This window comes from Echinicola sp. 20G (assembly GCF_015533855.1).
GTDB lineage: Bacteria > Bacteroidota > Bacteroidia > Cytophagales > Cyclobacteriaceae > Echinicola.
In genome coordinates, this window is record NZ_AP024154.1 from 4,582,166 (window position 1) to 4,600,956 (window position 18,791).

13 protein-coding genes are annotated in these 18,791 nt (G+C 40.2%); 4 read left to right on the plus strand and 9 right to left on the minus strand.

Annotated elements, in window-relative coordinates; genetic code table 11:
* Positions 1-114: 114 nt before the first annotated feature.
* From JL001_RS18555 to JL001_RS18565, 3 genes are all read right to left on the minus strand, one after another.
* Positions 115-798, minus strand: coding sequence for an RNA polymerase sigma factor (locus JL001_RS18555; protein ID WP_200978900.1), 684 nt, complete (start codon positions 796-798; stop codon positions 115-117).
* Between the two features lie 139 nt (positions 799-937).
* Complete coding sequence (locus tag JL001_RS18560; protein WP_200978901.1) at positions 938-3,115, minus strand: hypothetical protein; 2,178 nt, start codon at positions 3,113-3,115, stop codon at positions 938-940.
* 125 nt (positions 3,116-3,240) lie between these two features.
* Positions 3,241-4,035, minus strand: a complete 795-nt coding sequence (locus tag JL001_RS18565; RefSeq protein WP_200978903.1) for a helix-turn-helix transcriptional regulator — start codon at positions 4,033-4,035, stop codon at positions 3,241-3,243.
* A 559-nt stretch (positions 4,036-4,594) separates the two neighbouring features.
* Between JL001_RS18565 and JL001_RS18570 the strand changes: the two genes are divergently transcribed.
* From JL001_RS18570 to JL001_RS18580, 3 genes are read left to right on the plus strand one after another with little or no spacing between them, the layout of a single operon-like run.
* Positions 4,595-5,953, plus strand: a complete 1,359-nt coding sequence (locus JL001_RS18570) for a fibrobacter succinogenes major paralogous domain-containing protein (RefSeq protein WP_200978905.1) — start codon at positions 4,595-4,597, stop codon at positions 5,951-5,953.
* A gap of 24 nt (positions 5,954-5,977) precedes the next feature.
* A complete protein-coding gene (locus JL001_RS18575) occupies positions 5,978-7,342 on the plus strand; it encodes a fibrobacter succinogenes major paralogous domain-containing protein (protein ID WP_200978907.1) in 1,365 nt (454 codons plus the stop codon).
* Between the two features lie 24 nt (positions 7,343-7,366).
* Entirely contained in the window at positions 7,367-8,764 is a 1,398-nt protein-coding gene (locus JL001_RS18580; protein ID WP_200978909.1) for a fibrobacter succinogenes major paralogous domain-containing protein, read from the plus strand.
* Between the two features lie 85 nt (positions 8,765-8,849).
* Here the strand turns inward: JL001_RS18580 and JL001_RS18585 are convergent, their stop codons facing one another.
* Complete coding sequence (locus JL001_RS18585) at positions 8,850-9,410, minus strand: type 1 glutamine amidotransferase domain-containing protein (protein WP_200978911.1); 561 nt, start codon at positions 9,408-9,410, stop codon at positions 8,850-8,852.
* Between the two features lie 442 nt (positions 9,411-9,852).
* Here JL001_RS18585 and JL001_RS18590 point away from each other — a divergent pair, with 442 nt between their 5' ends.
* On the plus strand, positions 9,853-10,296 hold the full coding sequence (locus JL001_RS18590) for a rhodanese-like domain-containing protein (RefSeq protein WP_200978913.1): 444 nt from the start codon (positions 9,853-9,855) through the stop codon (positions 10,294-10,296).
* Positions 10,297-10,390: 94 nt separating this feature from the next.
* Here JL001_RS18590 and JL001_RS18595 read toward each other — a convergent pair whose 3' ends face one another.
* From JL001_RS18595 to JL001_RS18615, 5 genes are all read right to left on the minus strand, one after another.
* On the minus strand, positions 10,391-13,183 hold the full coding sequence (locus JL001_RS18595; protein WP_236252890.1) for an NPCBM/NEW2 domain-containing protein: 2,793 nt from the start codon (positions 13,181-13,183) through the stop codon (positions 10,391-10,393).
* 28 nt (positions 13,184-13,211) lie between these two features.
* The gene (locus JL001_RS18600) at positions 13,212-14,714 is read right to left on the minus strand and encodes a sulfatase (RefSeq protein WP_236252891.1); all 1,503 of its coding nucleotides are present in this window, start codon (positions 14,712-14,714) and stop codon (positions 13,212-13,214) included.
* Between the two features lie 13 nt (positions 14,715-14,727).
* Entirely contained in the window at positions 14,728-15,783 is a 1,056-nt protein-coding gene (locus tag JL001_RS18605; protein WP_200978915.1) for an alpha-L-fucosidase, read from the minus strand.
* Positions 15,780-16,877: a glycoside hydrolase family protein gene (locus JL001_RS18610; RefSeq protein WP_200978917.1), complete on the minus strand. Its 1,098-nt coding sequence runs from the start codon at positions 16,875-16,877 to the stop codon at positions 15,780-15,782. The genes JL001_RS18605 and JL001_RS18610 overlap by 4 nt, the downstream gene beginning before the upstream one ends.
* Positions 16,878-16,950: 73 nt before the next feature.
* A complete protein-coding gene (locus JL001_RS18615) occupies positions 16,951-18,360 on the minus strand; it encodes a sialate O-acetylesterase (RefSeq protein WP_236252892.1) in 1,410 nt (469 codons plus the stop codon).
* Positions 18,361-18,791: the final 431 nt, after the last annotated feature.

The following is an 18,791-nucleotide window of genomic DNA, read 5'->3' on the forward strand; positions in this document are numbered from 1 at the left end:
CTAATCTTTCTTTTAGATTATAAGAGACACAGCATGAAAAAATGACATCGGTTAGAGGTGTATTTATTTTATTTAACTCGAATTTATTTCTCACTGGCCAATCATTTGGCAAGTCTATTGGTGAAGGGGGAAAACCAAAGAAAGCGCAAAAATAAGGTCTTCCTTTCCCTTTAAGGCCTTTTGCATATTGGCAATGGCTTTGTATAATAAGTTTCTGGCAGATCTGACATGTGACATGTCCATGATTTCGGCTACTTCCTGATAGGATAGCTCTTCGAAAAAATAAAGTGTGATTACTTCTCTTTGCCTAACGGGCAAATCATTACAAATCTTTTCCAACATCTTTTTCACATCTATGGTCAATGGGGTAGACAAAGCATAAAAAGATTCATCCATTTCAACCATAAAACCATCACTTCTATGATATTCACCATTTAGTTGGATTTTGCGGTTCCTCTTCATTAACCTTAACAATCTTCTTCTGTAAGAAGCATAGAGGTAATTTTTGATGGACTCTATTTTTTTTAACCCAAGCTTTTTTGAAACGATGTACATAAAAACATCCTGAACCACATCAAAAGCCAAATCCTTGTCCAATGTAATCTGGGTACCATAGTTATAGAGCTTATTGGCATACCTACTGTACAAAGAAGCTAACGCTTCATCACTACCCTTAAGTATACTTTCCCAAAGTTGATTGTCTGTGGGCTCTTCCACTCTCTGGGTCAATTCAAATTCATTTACCGGAGCAGTATCATGGTTAATGACAACACATTTATTGGCAATGGGTTTATTCATGTTCTAATAGTGATCATTTCAGGTTAGGATATGAAAAAAGACATATTAAAATGATTCTCAAAACATTAGAACACAAATTAAAAGCAATCGCAAATATTGTATTGATATTAGAAAATATAGTAGCTATTCAACCCATCACCTACCTATAATCCCTAACTACATTGATCACTTTTTCTTGATTTCCCTTCCTGTAACTTATTTTAAGGGCTGGTTCTATTTCTTCATCCTGGCGGATGATCCGGGCATAATGAAACATCAAAAAACCAAGTACTTTTACCCTGTAGATATTATTATGGAATTGATTAAAACCCCTGATAATTTTTTTCACGGTTTCCGGTGCACAACTCTCTCCCCCTCTGCTTACCAATATATCAATGGCACTGTTTAGGTGGTTAATATGGTTCATACTGATTTGACTGCCATAAGCTTTGATTGTGGGATGATCCAAATGAGGGTTTTTAAGGTAGAGTAAAAAATTTTGACCATGGGTAGCTATACGTTGCTCCACTGTACTATTACCGGAAAACATACAGGCAGCCAAAGCATGGGAAAGAATCGAATAATAATTGTCCATACTTCTCCGCTTTACTTCATCAATGGCCCTAATAATTGATTTGAACGCATCGTCTGGAATCTCAATTTTTAAATCAACATGAATGTCTGTTGCACTCTTGTTCTTCAGTTCATTGGTTAATTTATCAATCAACAAATCCCTTCTATAATCTTTGATCAATCCCCAAAGCACTGCGGTATCGGCTATTTTCTTAATTTCACCCTTTTCCAATTTCTTATTTTCACTCCATTCAAAGCCCAAGTGAAGTTGGCAACTGAGGTCACTAATCTTAGGACTAAAAACAAAACCTTTTGTTTCAGCTTGTAAACCTGCTGTCCATTTAAAAGTTTCTCCAAAAAACTCACCTTCATAAGATTTATCCGACTTGGTAACAAGATGAAGAAAGCCTATTTGCTCATTGTATCGCTCAATGATTTCAATACTTGAATCATGGTCAATACCTATTCCTTTTTGGGCTACTTTCAGATCAAAGCCAAAACCTCGTTTGCGCTGATACCCTTTTTCCTGCAAAAACTTCTTGATGACCACTCCATCACTTTTATCTTTTAGAAGCTCCCTAAGCTTAAACTTAATCAAGTCAGCATGGTAATTTTCTAAAGCAGATTCAGAAAGTGTCCCTACCAAAAAGCAGTTTTCAGTCCTTATTTGACTATACTCATAACTTACTCCCAGTTCAATCTTAGCTTTAACAAATTGGGCGATTGTATTTCTCAGTCTTTCTAGAAAAGACTCCCAACGCTGCTTGACTTCCATAAATTTATTTGCAACAGGCCCCAAGCCAACCATTTCAGCCATTTTTTCTACGGTTTCCAATTGCTCTGCATTCAAATCCTGCATATTGGCTTTGGCCAATACCTTATTGATTTCTGCTTTTGCCTTTTGAAGATATTGTTCGAGCAATCCATCCAAAACCTTCTCCAGTACACCTTGGTCTTTTTCTGCCAAAGAAGCTGATATGCCTATCTGGGCACTAGCTCCTAGAGACTGCTTTTTGTTCTTTTTGACCCCAAAGTGAAACTCACTTCCTGAAACCCGCTTAATGACCAAAACAAAGTTGTCTTGAATGCCAAAATTAAATTGGATTGTTGCACCTGCATCTACTTCCAAAGCAATTGGAGAGGCTGATTTCATGATTTTGGAAACTCCCATCAAACTTCCTGAGTATAGGTCACTCCAACTTACCTCGAGAGATGAGTTCAGTTCTCCCGCAAACTCCAGTGTACAAACTTCATTGTTTTTCAAATTCTTCAGCTCATCGAGACTAAATATCCAAGGAAATTTTTTCAGGTCTTGCGTAGCTGCCTTAAGTAGCGAATGTTCCCTTGGATGGAGTTTGTAGGTACAGGCACGCACCTTTGCACTACCCGAAAGAGAAAAACCCAACTGTTCCAGAGGTGCACCAGCTTTTATAGAAACCCCTATTCCATATTGGATGATAGCATGGGAATCATAATTGGGCACCACCAGGACCTCCTCCTCTGTAGCTTTATTCTGGACTATATCGTGTTCATCCACCTCCTCATCCCGTGTATTATCTTCTGGGTCATTGAATACAAAAATCCTCGGCCCAATATTCAAACTACCTATCAGTTGAATAGACTTTCCCCCAATATTTAGGCTTTCATTAATGTCCAATACATCAAGTTTATAAGCCTCATTGGGAATATCTGACAAGGGCTTTTGGAATGGAGGCAATGTCTCCAATTTTGCGAGATAATTCTCGAGGTTGTTGATTAACGGCATTGTCTAAAATTTTGGGTTTGATTCTTATTTCTATTCTTATCAAAATTTCTTGGATGAACATGATCCAATCACCATTTAAAGGAGCTGCCAATAATTTAATCAAAAAAGTCTATCTATACATTGTTTCAAATCACCCCTTCCAACAAACACCTGCTAATCAGTTCTTCAGTGTTGGAGCACTTGGTTTTCTTTAGAATATTTCTTCTGTGCGTACAGGTAGTGTTGAAGGAGATAAATAGCCGATTGGAAATTTCCTTTGCGTTTAATCCTTTTTGAATTAAGCGTACTATTTCAATTTCGCGTTTGGTCAAAGTATTAACCATTAAATGTTGTTCTTTAGTGCAAAAGTCCGGGTCAAAACAGCCTTGTTCAACAGGTAAATTATAATAAGACTTTTTTCCATTTAAACTGATAAAAGACAGTCTATCAGTGGGAAGAGGCCCCAAATAAGTAATGTCTGTATGAATGATAAAGGCATGTTGAAATGAGTTATTATCGGTTATGTTAATGGGAGTTCCCTGTACCAGCATTGTTTTCCTACCTAGAACCGGATGCATAAAACAATATGCATATGTGACTTTATAATACAATTGATCCTCATTGGAAAGGTAATTGATAAAGAAATCATTTACCACCTCTTCTTTCTTCCTGACCAGATACAATTCATCCTTATCCAAAATACTGACAAGTTTTTCAATGTCAGCTTCCTCCGGTGGTATTCCCAAAATCTTCATGACATTTGGGTGAATATAATCTATCTCTAAATTATGGTAGTTAATGATATAGTAGTAAAAATCGCCAGGACTGCACATTCCAGCTATTTGATGGAATTGAGTAATTGCTTCGAACTTTGAATATTCCTTAATACTTCCGGTATAAGCACGTTTCCATAATTCTATTACTTGGTTGTCAGGCTCCATTATAAAAATAATTAGGTAATGACTATAGACTCACACTTACTCAAACAATTAATAAGATGTATTACAAGAAGGATACACCTATTTGCTTATAAGATGCCTTTTAACCTAATAGCATCCGCCAAAATACAATTCATTATTAAGGAAATGCATAAAAATTAAACAACAAAATATTATAGACAAACTTCATAAAACATAGTAAAAAAATCACTCTTATTCATATATTTTGATAAAAAAATTCAAACTACAATTATAAAATAAACTTAAATTATAATATGAAAAAAAATAAAAACATTTAATATTTAAATAATATTATTAAAGCTATCGTCTCAGATTTGAAGTGTAAAATCAAAATGAGGTTCTATTTGAATTATTTACTGCTATTCCAATTATTTGATCAAGCTTGAAGATTTCTTTTTCCCAATCAACAAACATCACAAAAAGCATTTAAACTCGTTTTATTATAGTTTATCTACATAATTTAATACACTAAAGGTTTTACCTAATCTTTTAGCTAACTTCCTGTAGATCAATTTTTTTAAATATTTACTTTTCAGGAGTCATGAATAAACCTAACCTTCTACTGTTACTAATCCTTTTAGTAACAAGTTGCTTACAGGAAAACCTTGAGGCGCCCAAAATGGGAATGGTCAGCTTTTCAGCCATATCATTTAGCCACTTTGGCAATCTATCTCCCAATGCCCGGATGCTTGAAGATTCCGAGTGGAAACATATCTTTAAGGAATCCGCTAACCTGACCATTACCCACAAACAAACAGGCGCCGAATATTCCCTCCAGTACAACCCCAATGACTTTACAGAAGCTTATCAAATCCAACTGCCCTATGGGGAATACACCTTATTTTCTGAAGTAGCTGGAGGCGATTTTGAAAAGTTCTTGCCCTTCACCATCTCAGGGGAATTTATCCTGGGAGAAACTAGCTTAGATATCAGCCTGCAGGGAAGCACCGAATACGGCCTGGTTACCGTCAAAAAGGAATTTGTGCTCTCTGCCAATCTGGACGGGGAACACGAGCTGGAGATCTGCGATCAGGGATTTACACTTTATGCCTATGTCAAGGATGGACTTACCCCTACCCTGACCATCTACGAGAACTTCAATGGACAAGCACTACAAAAGGAACTGGATATTGCGGCCTACAACCATTACCACTTCTACCTTAAGCTGACCGAAGTTCAGGGAACCGTCAACCTGATCGAGCTGGCCATTGGGCCATTTGAGTACCATGAAGAGTTTTTTGAAGTAGGGTATTTGGGATGCGGTGATAAAGATGGCTATGTCTATGATATCAATGGCAATCAATACCCTGTCGTACAAATTGGGGATCAAACATGGATGGCCAAAGATCTAAAAGCAACCTATTACAATAACGGGGATCGCATCGCACTCAATACAGAGCAAACAAGCCTCTATACACCAGCTTTGAGGATCAATACTGATAATGGTATTATGTACAACTTTTATGCAGGTACTGACCCTCGAAAACTTTGTCCATGTGGTTATCATTTACCATCCGATGAAGAATGGAAAACAATGGAGCAATTTCTCGGAGTGGACATATCCGATGATGTTAATGATGATATAAACCTTTCCATCACGCGTGGTAGTGAAGAAAATGTTGGTGGCAAATTAAAGTCCATAGAAGGTTGGGAAACTCCTAATGTAGGAGCCACCAATGAGTCAGGCTTTTCAGCGCTACCCTATAAGCGAACAAATGAAAGTCAACTTACATCTGCCTACTATATGACATCTACCATTCATCATGATAATAGAGATGAATGCGAATGTGAGGAGGAAGTTGAGATTCTATGGAGATGGCTAAGTAATTACAGTTCTGGAATTGCGATAGAAATAGACCACCCCTCGACTTATGGTCAGGTAAGATGTGTCAAAGACTAAAACATCAATATAACCGCTACTCCTATGAAAAATTCAATCTATTACCTATCCCTTCTCTTCCTGTTGACCACCAGCTGTGTGCAGGAAAACCTTGAGGCGCCCAAAATGGGAATGGTCAGCTTCTCTAAAGTAACGTTCGAACACTTTGGAGGCCTATCTCCCAGTGCCCGGGTGCTTGAAAAATCCGAGTGGAAACATATCTTTAAGGAATCCGCTACCCTGATCATTACCCATAAAGAAACAGGCGCAGAATATTCCCTCCAATACAACCCCAATGACTTTACAGAAGCTTATCAAATCCAACTGCCTTATGGGGAATACACCGTATTTTCTGAAGTAGCTGGAGGCGATTTTGAAAAGTTCCTGCCCTTTACCATTACAGGGGAATTTACCCTGGCAGAAACCAGCCTGGAGATCAGCCTGCAGGGAAGCACCGAATACGGCCTGGTTACCGTCAAAAAGGAATTTGTGCTCTCTGCCAATCTGGACGGGGAACACGAGCTGGAGATCTGCGATCAGGGCTTTACCCTTTATGCCTATGTCAAGGATGGACTGAACCCTACCCTGACCATCTACGAGAACTTCAATGGACAAGCCCTACTAAAGGAACTGGATATTGCGGCCTACAACCATTACCACTTCTACCTCAAACTGACCGAAGTTCAGGGAACAGTCAACCTGATCGAACTGGCCATCGGGCCATTTGAATACCATGAGGAGTTTTTTGAGATCGAGGGTGAGCAAGAGATCACCAGCGTGACCGATGCCGATGGCAACGAATACAAGGTGGTTAAAATCGGTGAACAATATTGGATGGCTGAAGACCTCCAAACAACTAGTTCCTGTGAAGGACATTCTTTATTATTATATGATCCTGAGGAATTTACAGGGAATTATCCACCAGATCACCTACCTGCTTATACAAAGAGAAATGATAAAATATATTATAATTTTAGAAGTACTAACTCCCCTGGTAGACAAGTCTGCCCATGCGGATGGCATGTTCCTTCTGATGAAGAGTGGACCATTTTAGAAAGATTCTTGGGACTTACTCTTGATGAAGGTGTGTATGGGTATGAAAGAGGAAGAAATGAAAATATTGGAGGTAAACTAAAAAGCATTTCAGGTTGGAGAGATCCAAATATTGGAGCAACCAATGAAGTTGGGTTCAATGCCAAACCAAGTTTCCCTGGTGTACCATCAAATGAAGATTCCTATGCACAATTTTGGAGTTCAACACAATATGGAGATTGGCTACTGGATGACAATCGTCAAGAATATACTCCATTAGGATTTGGAAGAGAGCTCACTTATAATTCTCAAGGGATTTACAGAAGAAGAGATTTACTTGGCATTTATTTTACAAGTATCCGCTGTGTCAAAGACTAAAACATCAATATAACCGCTACTTCTATGAAATATTCAATCTATTACCTATCCCTTCTCTTTCTGCTGGCCACCAGCTGTGTGCAGGAAAACCTTGAGGCGCCCAAAATGGGCATGGTCAGCTTTTCAGCCATATCATTTACCCATTTTGGAGGCCTATCTCCCAATGCCCGCGTGCTTGAAGAATCCGAGTGGAAACATATTTTTAAGGAATCCGCTACCCTGACCATTACCCACAAACAAACGGGTGCAGAATATTCCCTTCAATACAACCCCAATGACTTTACAGAAGCTTATCAAATCCAACTGCCCTATGGGGAATATACTCTGTTCTCTGAAGTGACCGGTGGGGATTTTGAAAAGTTCCTGCCCTTTACCATTTCAGGGGAATTTACCCTGTCAGAAACCAGTCTTGACATCAGCCTGCAGGGAAGCACCGAATACGGTCTGGTTACCGTCAAAAAAGAGTTTGTACGCTCTGCCAATCTGGACGGGGAACACGAGCTTGAGACCTGCGATCAGGGCTTTACCCTTTATGCCTACGTAAAGGCAGGACTGACCCCTACCCTGACCATCTATGAAAACTTCAATGGACAAGCCCTGCAAAAGGAACTGGACATTTCGGCTTACAACCATTACCACTTCTACCTCAAGCTGACCGAAGTTCAAGGAACCGTCAACCTGATCGAGCTGGCCATTGGGCCATTTGAATACCATGAGGAGTTTTTTGAGATCGATGCTGAGGAAGAGATCACCAGCGTGACCGATGCTGACGGAAATGAATATAAAGTGGTCAAGATTGGTGAGCAGTATTGGATGGCCGAAGACCTGAACACAACCAAATTCTGTAATGGTGAGGATATCCTGACACTTAGGACTGAACAAATATTTGAAAACATTACTGAACCCAATATGAGCTTTGCCGTACAAAATCGGTCAACTATGCTCTATTACAGTGAGGCCGCCATTTACGATGAAAGGAACATTTGCCCCTGCAACTGGCATGTGTCTACAGATGAAGATTGGCGTAGCTTAGAAACATATTTAGGTTTACCGGAGAATCAATTCGAGAGTGGCTTGTACACCAGAGGTGCTTCACAAAACATCGGGGGAAAACTTAAAGCAGTTGAAGAATGGCCTTTTCCAGATGACAACTTCAATTATATAAATACGGGTGCCACCAACGAATACGGTCTTACAATTTTACCATACGGTTATGTATATCCTGATGATCAATTTGATGGAGTTACTTATTATTCCACATTCGAGGATGAATATGAAGCTGCATATATATGGACACCTCTTGAAGGCAGCAATATAGAAGATAACGCTTTATACATCCGTGAATTCCGCTACTCTATTGCTGGAATAAGACGATCTCGGTTCAATCCTACAGCAGCTTCTGTTCGCTGTGTAAAAGATTAACCAAAATAATTACCATTATAAGATAAAAAGAAGAGCCAGCGCAAATAATACGCTGGCTCTTCTCTCTTAAATTATCCAATTCTTATTATACCATTTGTCTGCTGTGGGTGCCTTCTCTGACTTCTTCCACCAATTTTCTATTGAAATCGGGAAGGTCATCAGGGGTTCTGGAAGTAACCAAACCATGATCCACCACTACAGCTTCATCAAACCATTTGGCACCTGCATTCATCAGGTCGGTTTTGATGGAATGGAAAGAAGTCAATTTTCTACCATTGACCACATCCGCTTCCACCAAGACTTGTGGTCCATGACAAATAGCCGCTACCGGTTTGTGGTTTTTAAAGAAAGCCCTGACAAACTGAATGGCTTTCTCACTCCTCCTGAGTTGGTCGGGATTGATCACTCCACCTGGTAGCACCAAGGCATCGTAATCTTCTTCATAAACTTCTTCCAGTGTTTTGTCCACTCGCACACTATTGCTCCAGTTGCCATTCTTCCATCCTTTGATCGATCCTGTTTCTATGGAAACGACATCTACTTTAGCTCCACTGTCCTCCAAAGCCTGTTTGGGACTGGTCAATTCTGATTCTTCAAATCCATTAGTGGCTAAAATGGCTACTCTTTTATTTTGTAAGTTTTCCATGGTTGTTAAAATTTTGGTTAGCGATTAATTTATCATTATTCGTTACCCAAAAAGGTGCAATCACTATGCCAACACCACTATATTTAATTACAAATTGATACTACAAAAACAAATTAACCATATATATAATTAATTTAATTATATAATATAACAATCCTCAAAAGTAACAAAAACTTCAAATCCATTACTCAAAAGGTCAGAAGCCAGAAATCTGGAGGCAAAACCATAAAATTCTCCAATAATACAATCATCCAACACGCTTTTAACCTTTGAAGTAATTTGGCAGGTATTCAAATGATTGATTACTCACAACTTAGTCAACATGATGTACCACGCTTTGGGGAAATAGGGAACAGTTTTACACTGGAACCTTCTTTGCCTTTTCAAACCAAAAAATGTTACCTTAAAGGTTTAAATTCCAAAGTCAAAACCTGAAGCTACAATGAAGGAACAAAAAACTTATCCACGCTTTTTTTCAGCCTTTGTATTGATAATGATCATCTTGCTTTCATTTCAGTCTGCTGAACCTTGGACGGCCAAACAAATGGTCTCCCCCTACGACCTGAGCCAAAGAATGCAAAAAAGTAAAGAAAAGCTCCCCTTGATCTTAAGCATAGGTCCTCAAGCGGTGATCAAAGGCTCAAAAGACATTGGGCCGGGTCAAGATCCTGACAATATCAAAAAGCTAAAAATGGTCGTCAACCAACTGCCCAAGGATACCGAAATCATTTTGTATTGTGGTTGCTGTCCCCTACAAAAATGTCCCAACGTAAGGCCAGCTTTCAAAACTCTCAACGATCTGGGCTTTAAGAACCATAAGCTTTTGGCCATCCTGAATAATGTCAAAACGGATTGGATCAACAAAGGCTACCCAGTCCAGGATTAGAACAGTTCATCAAAAACACTCCAAAAAGGCTGTCCCATCAAGAATCTATATTGACGGGACAGCCTTTTGTTTTTAATTGCAAGCTAATTGAACACTATTCAATTACATACCAAGTATAGGAATTGGCTGGAATAATGACTTTTAGATGGATATTGTACTCCCTGTCCAAAGTGTAATTAACGCTCTTTCCTTCTTTTTCACGAACTTTTGCCTCATCTGTCAAGCCAGTGTAGTATAGGGGAAGCTTGATTTCCCTGACCATTTCCTTATCCGTTGGGTTAAAGAACATGGCCAGCCCCTTTTCTTTCAAGGCCGGATTAGCGTGCATAAAGCCATCCCAATCTTTTCCTGATGGCCTTCTCAGGTGAATAATATCACTGTTCAGAATATTTCTGTACTCCTTGTACCAACCAATCACTTCCTTGACCAATTCTTTGGTCTCTGGAGCATCGTATAACCTCGGCCCCCTATAACAAGCCTGAACGCCAGAACCATAATTTTGCATCATATGATTTTCATAATCTTTCAAATGGTCCTTTAGTGGCTCCAAAGTAGCGGCTGCTCCACCACCATGATATTGAGTCAGTGGCACAAACGTCCAGCACATGCTCGGTATCCTGTCCCATAGCCCATCATAAATGTTCAAGCGTCCATGCATCAGGTGCCTTTCTCTAGGCAAGGACCAGTTGACTTCTCGGTAGCCAATTCCTGTTTTATTAGTACCTGAATTGATATAGAAGTCCGGTACATTCATGTAAATGCCTTCAGCCCGCATCCATTGATACAGCCCTTGGATCTGGGCATATTGCTTCCACTGAGAATCTCCCAATCCATTATGATGAGCGTGGCTGGTAGACGCACAGACATTGCCCGGATAAGAACCATCATTCTCAAATACTTGCATCCCGGTTTGATCAAAAAACTTCTTGATCTTTATGAAATAATCATAGCCCCACTCACTGCTGAGACAAGGGGAAGAACCAAAGATCATCCCTCCTCTTTTGCCTGTCTCAGGATTGATCACATCCACTTCCTCACTGATCCAACGACTGGAAAGCAAAGAATAACCGCCCAATTCTATGCCCTTAGAATTGGCATATTCCCTTAACTCACGGAACTTGGCATAGTTTTCCGGTGATTCGTCTTCCATATCCATTCCACTACCGAAGCTCAAGATGATCATTTCATATCCAACTTCAGCACATTGGTCTACAGCTGTTTTGACCACCTTAGGATCCGTAGAGGTCAGGTGAAGGAAGATGGGATTTTCTGTGGTCCATGGCGAAATGGTCCGATACATCTTCCGGATAAACAAGCCATTTCTTTCTTCATCGCGAGAATCCATTGGCAACTCCCACACCCTGAATGTGCTGAGTGTATCCCCTACTGCTATGGCTGTTTCTGGCCCTAAAGGTGGCTTGACTTCAAGCAAACAAGGTAAGTTCAAAGGATAGTTGGTCTGCGTGGTGTACCTAGGATCTTTCTCCCAAAAGACGGTCTCTTGAGAGGTTTTCTGTTGCATCCCTCCAAAAGCATAGTCTGTTTGGACATGGATATTGGGCTTCACCCAATTTTCAGGAGTCCCCACCAGATTTTCTCCTTCCACCATGGCCAATTGCTCCAATTTAAAGCTGTTCAACTGCACAATCAAATCACTGTCATTGATTACTTCTATCCACTTGGAAAGCGTCGGGATGCCATCATACAGCGCAAAGTGAACCTTGACCAAAACACCCTCTTTTTCAAGCGTAAAGACCACTTCCTTTCCACTTGGCATTTCCTTGTTCATGGCCCAACGAACCCTTTTCCACGCCAGTCTATCCGTAATTTCCTTCACTTCAAAATCCTGGATCTGGAAACTGTTTTGGGTAGCCATCAGTTCCTCTGTCCATTTCATCAAAGTGTAGCCATACTCCGATTGGGGACTTAATCCACCGATATCATAACTCCGACCATCAATGGTCAGCACTCCTTCACTGGACACAGCACGGAGCAAGGTTTCTCCCGTCATCAAGTTGGTAAAATCAATGGTTGCCAAGTTAGGGCTTAGCTTAAAAGTTCTTGCAATCAGCCCATTGCTAAGCACAAGATTATCTTCTCCATTTTTAAACACTTCAGCCTTGGCGCTAGAATGATCAATTAGCCAATCATAGTTCGGCTGGGCAAGTGGCAGTTCCACCGCTTTTAGTTTACTTAATTTTCCAAGTAAGTATTCCCTAACTTCACTTTTCTGTTCAGCCTTCTCTCCTACAAAATCACCTGGTTTGATCACTGGGGCTATTTCAAAAAATTCAATTTTTGGCTCTGCCCAAACTGCATGGTCACCACTCGGCCCATCTCCTGCATCCTCAACAATAAGCTCCAGTACACCACCCTTGACATCTAAATCAATCGTTTTGGCGGCATCACCTTTTCGCATAATTCCACTCTGATAAATCTCCTCTCCATTATGGACCAGTTTGAAAATGACGGATCCTTGATCCACCATACCATCCTGACCTTCCACACCAACAAACTGCTTTTTACTGGGTGTTACTTCATAAAAAATACGCTTCCCATCTGTCAATGGTATTGTTTTTATATTTTCTGACTCATAGTCAATCTTCGAATCATTCACTCCAATCTTGGCAGAAAAGTGACTTCCATTGTTCATTTTAATCTTAATGACCGAGTTGGAATGTACTCCTATGCCATCTGAAAAAGACTCCCCACCAATAGATAGCTCCTCTCCTGTTACTGAACGGTTTTTCACAGGAGCAGCATAAGTTTGCTCACTCAGTGAAATATTCAAGTCCTGCAACGCCGTGTAAGTCTGGGCCTGAATGGTAAAACTCCCACCAAACACCACAGCCAATAGCAGCAATGTCTGGAACAATTTCATTTTCATATTATTCAAATTTATCTTATTCTTTATTTTAAAGCTCATTGGGATAGGGAACCGGTTTTCCAGTGGCTTTGATGGTCGGCATTTGTGCATCAGTATTCTTAAGGAGCTTGGTCATCAGCTGGGCCATTTCCATTGTTTTATCCAATTCCGTTTCACTTAAATCGGTGGATTCACTGATATCATTGCTTATGTTGAACAACTCCAGTTTTTGATCTACATGGTGATAGATCAATTTCCAGTCACCTTTTCTTACCACACTATAAGGGGGATTATAATAAGTGTTGGGATAATGCCAAAGCAATGGTCTCTCTTGGGATGAAGTTTCACCTTTCAGCTTGTTGACAAAACTCTTTCCATCTATGCTTCCCTTTGCCGCTTTATTCATTCCAGCCATTTCAAGAAAGGTGGGAAAAATGTCTTCAATAATGACATATGCATCATTTACCATAGCTTGTTGTATCACTCCTGGCCACTTCACCAGAAGCGGTACCCGAATACCTCCCTCATATGGGCTGAGCTTATAGCCCCTCAAAGGTTTGTTCTGGGCCACCTGTTTGTGGGCGCCATTATCGGACATAAATACAATAATGGTGTTATCCGAAACCCCTAACTTTTCCAAATGATCCATAATGTCTCCCAGCGATTTGTCCATTCCTTCAATCATGGTGGCATATGTCGCTTCTTGTTCACTAAGCCCTTGTTCGATGTATTTTTGATAGTAACGTTGGTCCTTTTCCCAAGGAGCATGAATCGCATAGTGGGACATATATAAGTAAAATGGCTGTGCTTCTTCCACTGACTTGCTGACTTCTTTCAAGGCCTCACGAGTCAAAGCTTCCGTCAAATAGATTTCTTGCCCATGGTATTTTTCCAAGTCAGGAATATCCCAAATGTGGTTTCCAGCATCTCTCCAATCAGCACTAAAATCATGGATTCCCAAATAACTCCCTGGACCACCTGCGGCATGGCCACCAATATTTACCTGAAAACCTAAATTTAAAGGATCCTCCCCAGGGGTGCCCTCAGCGCCAAAATGCGCTTTGCCCACATGGATTGTTTGGTATCCCCCTTCACTAAGGAGTGTGGGTAAAGTTTTGGCACTAATGGTATAAGGAACCGATGAATCAGGACTGAGTCCATTGACATTCCATTTGGGTGACTCCACATCCGGATTTTCAGTATCTGGAGATATATTTTTCTTTAAGGTCCAATTGGTCACCCGATGCCTGGCCGCGTTCATTCCTGTCATCAAACTGATCCTTGAAGGGGAGCAAACCGCACTCGCATAGGCTTGGGTAAACTTCATCCCATCATGGGCCAATCGCTCCATATTGGGTGTAAGGTACCGCTTGTTCAATTCAGTCACTTCCTTAAAAAAAGGAACAGAAGTATCCTGCCAACCCATGTCATCCACAAAGAAAAAAACAATATTGGGTTGGCTCTTTTTCTTCCGTTGTTGGTTTTGGGCTTTACCTTCACAAAGTAAAAATACCATCGCCAAAAACAATAATAATGTACGTACTAACATCATATTTTCTATATGCTTAAATAGAAAGCCTCTCCTTCAAGGACTTTAGCATTTCTACATCTTTTTCCCTCAGCCTGCCTTCCCTGTTGGGTGGACAATTAAGAATCAAAATATTATCATTGGCCGTGGCCTTTCGATAAAGTTTTTCAAGTTCATCCAAGGATTTCCAAACGGTATCTTGTGTATTGTAAAACCATCTCTGGCTCATACACACGGTAGATTCCCAGGGCATATAATAGGATTGACCTTCATGGGAAAATATTTTGGGGTCAACTTCTGCAGGAAGATAGGGATCTCCCAACCTAAAATCACTGGGAAAATACCGGATTGGGAACCCTTCTTTTTGTTCTTCAGGTTTAACAGGATGGTGGTCAGGATCATCGGGCAGCCCTATGGACCAATTGACACCTATTTGACAATCAGGCTCCCGCTGCTTTATGGCTTGATAAAGTGCTTTGATCGGCCATCTTGAATTTTCTTTCACCCATCCCCCGTCAAACCAAAACTCAACAAGCGAGGTATGTTTTTCTGTAATGTCAATCAACTCTTGGATCTGGTGGAGCATGTATTCATTGTAAGTACTGTCTTGGTCCGTCTCTTCCACATTCGGGTTGACTTTTTGGTCCCAAAGGGAGTAATATAATCCCAGGCCTATATCATATTTTTTACATGCTTTGGCCACTTCCTCAACCACATTGGTAGGATTGGGTGATGAGGCTACATCATAAGTGGTCAATTCGCTGTCCCAAAGACAAAATCCTTCATGATGTTTGGTGATCAAAATCACATACTTCATCCCTGCTTCCTTTGCAGTCCTTATCCATTGTTCCGCATCTATGTTGCTAGGATTATAACTTGAAGCTTCTTTTGAGCCATCCGTCCATTCCATATCATGAAAGGTATTCACCCCAAAGTGGATGAACATGCCGTATTTTCGCTCTATCTGTGCCAGCTGAGTTTTACTTGGAGAGGTGGAAGGTAGGGGCATGATTTCCTTGTTTTCCTCTTTAGAATGCTGACAGCCAAAAGAAAAAGCTGAAACCAGTAGTAATCCTATAAGGTACTTTCTCATTTTGAAGGTTTAATTGGAATTGTAACTATAAATGAGTCATTACCCTTCTTGCAGGCCAATAACAGCACTTGAATATCTCCATTCTCCCGATATACATTTGGTCGTTCCATTCGGTCTGGATTGAGCTCCCCCCCCTTTTTCATTGGAATTTCCTTTGGCATAATCTCAAATTCTTCGTTTTTATCCCAATGAATTCCATCATCTGAACTTACTAATCCAATAAAAGTATGAGCGTGGAAAATGCCGAAATATTTACCCCGAAGATCATCATACCATAAGGACATATCTTCTGTATCCATATAATCAATCACCGGCTGATCCTGAATCACAAAGGGACCTGCGGGATGATTGCCTATTGCCAAAGCCTGATTTCTTGTAAAATTAGTATCATTCGGTTTGTCTCCTTTGACAATAAGATAGTATTTCCCATCCTTTCCCCTGTCGATTGCCGGATTCACTGTCAATGTGGTGATCGGTCCCGATGGTTCTATCAATGGAGTATCCATGCGCTCCCAAGGGCCTGAAAGTGAATTCGCCACGGCAACGCCAGTTCTTTGATTGGGTCTTAAAATTTTCCAATTGGAATGTGTATAGCCGGTCAAACTTGTTTCCAGGAGTTCCTCTTCAGAATAGGCTATATTATCTCCTAAATTTGTAGAGATATAGTACAAATAATACTTACCCTCAAAATACTTGATTTTAGGATTGTGGGCAGTGATGGCATCCCAGTAGCCTTTTCCTCTACCTTTCAGTACTGTTTCTTTATATGTCCACGGGCCTGAAGGTGAAGCAGAAACAGCATGAGCCACTTCTGAGTAAACCAGCCAGCCTGTAAATTTTGTATCCCTTGGCCATCTGGAGTAAAACAAATGATATTGATTGTCATCTCCTTTAATAATCGAGCCTCCCCAATTGAAATAGTCTTCCGAGCGAAAAATGTTACTTTCATCTACTGGTTGGATTTTATCCCTGAACATAAAATCCTCATGAGTATCCTGGGCAATGACAGGAATGAAGCCTAATAATAAAACGATGAAAGTGGCTAGACCATTTTTATAATTGCTTAGGAAAACCTGCCCCTCTTTAAGTAGCATAAGTCGTTGATTGAGTGAGAATGAAATAGGAATAATTTATTGTCTGTCTGCTTAAGAACTTTAAACATTTATTTTATTTAAGCTCCCAGTCATCGGTTCTGAAAGCAGATGCGGGTAAGCCATCTTGATTGAAAAGATTGGGCAGGGCAATATCAGAGAAGGCAAACCTCACCGCAACAGGTGCTTTGACCTCTTTGGAACTTAAAACTACTTGACTGCCCTCAATTTTTGCTTTGGCTGGATAAAACTTCCGGTCTTCTCCTGCAATATAGAATTCGAGTACATCTTTTCCTTTTGCAAGCAAGCCTCCCTCTGCATGATCAAAATGGACAATAATTTTCTTATTGTCTACCTCCATACTACTAAAAACAGGGCCACTTGGCTCAATATGCTCTACCCCATAGGTTTTTGCCAAAGCCCATAAAGCAAGTCTTCTTCCTACTTCCTGTTTGTTTCCAGGGTGAATATTTTTCAAATTACCAATGTCATTGGTAACCACCATACCTGTATTGGCTACTTTCTGCATGGTCTTTAACTGGGCATCCCTTACCACTGCAGGTTCCAAGTCTTCCAAATCGTTGTTGTTATAGTCAAAGGGAGCTATCTGTACATAATAAAATGGCAAATCAGCATTTCCCCAGGCCTTTCGCCACGCATTGATCATCATAGGGAATGTCTCATAATAAAAATCGGCATTTTGTCTGTTAGACTCCCCTTGGTACCAAAGGTATCCTGCAATGTCAAAAGGAACCAAAGGGTTGATCATCGCATTATAAGCTGATCCAGGTGTTTTGGAGTACCATTGATTTTCCGCTATATGCTCCGCGGCATCATTTAACAATTCAGGCTTATCCACTAATCCTAAAGGTGACCAGATTTCTACGGGAGTACCTCCCCAGCTACTATTGATTAAGCCGATGGGCACCCCCAATTCTTCCAGAAGTTCACGGCCAAAAAAGTACCCTACGGCACTGAAAGATCGCATACTTTCAGGAGTACAAACTGACCATTCCCCCGGCGTGTTATCTTGCAAAGTTTCTGAATTGTGTCTTGGCACGCTAAAAAAACGAATATTAGGATAGTTGGCTGCTTTTACCTCCTCTTCTGCATTGTCAAAGCCATTGTTGGCACTCCATTGCATATTGGACTGGCCAGAGCAAAGCCAAACTTCTCCGATCAGGATATTTTTTAAAACAATCTCTTGATGCCCTTTAATACTTACTGTAAATGGGCCTCCATAACTGGGCGTGGGCAGTTCCACTGACCATTTTCCTTGATTTACTGTGGTTTCTACTGGCTTATTATTCCAAGACCCGGTCACCGTAATTTTTTCAGTGGTCTGTGTACTCCAACCCCAAATGGTTGCATTGGAATTTTGCTGAAGTACCATGTTATCAGATAGAATGGAGGGCAACCAGATTTCACTTTTTGCCTGTAAAGCCAAGTGGAACACCACAATGGTAAACAATAGCCTTTTCATCATTTTGGGAGTAATAAGAGTGACATCAATAATTTAACTTGATTTTTTACCAAGAATAAACTTTTAAAAGCTTTCTGTTTATTTTCAAAACACTCTCAAATAACACAAAAACAACTTCATTTCCTAAAAATTCAATCAATTATCTTATGTGACTCTATTTTAATATTAGTAAACTAATCATGATAAAACTTATTTAAACACCTAGAAATTTTACTAATGGTAAAAAAAACATTAAACCTACTCCATTAGATTTTAAATTGAAAAATCCGTAAAAATAAGTAAGTGGTCAATCAAATTTTATTCAACGAATTACTCCTCTGATCCGTTTTAAGTATAATCGCTCGATTTCTTAAACCGAGAAAATCCCACTAAAAGAAAAATTGACCAGTATCATCATTTCGGCTAAGCTCGATGTATTTAAGAATTACCCCGAC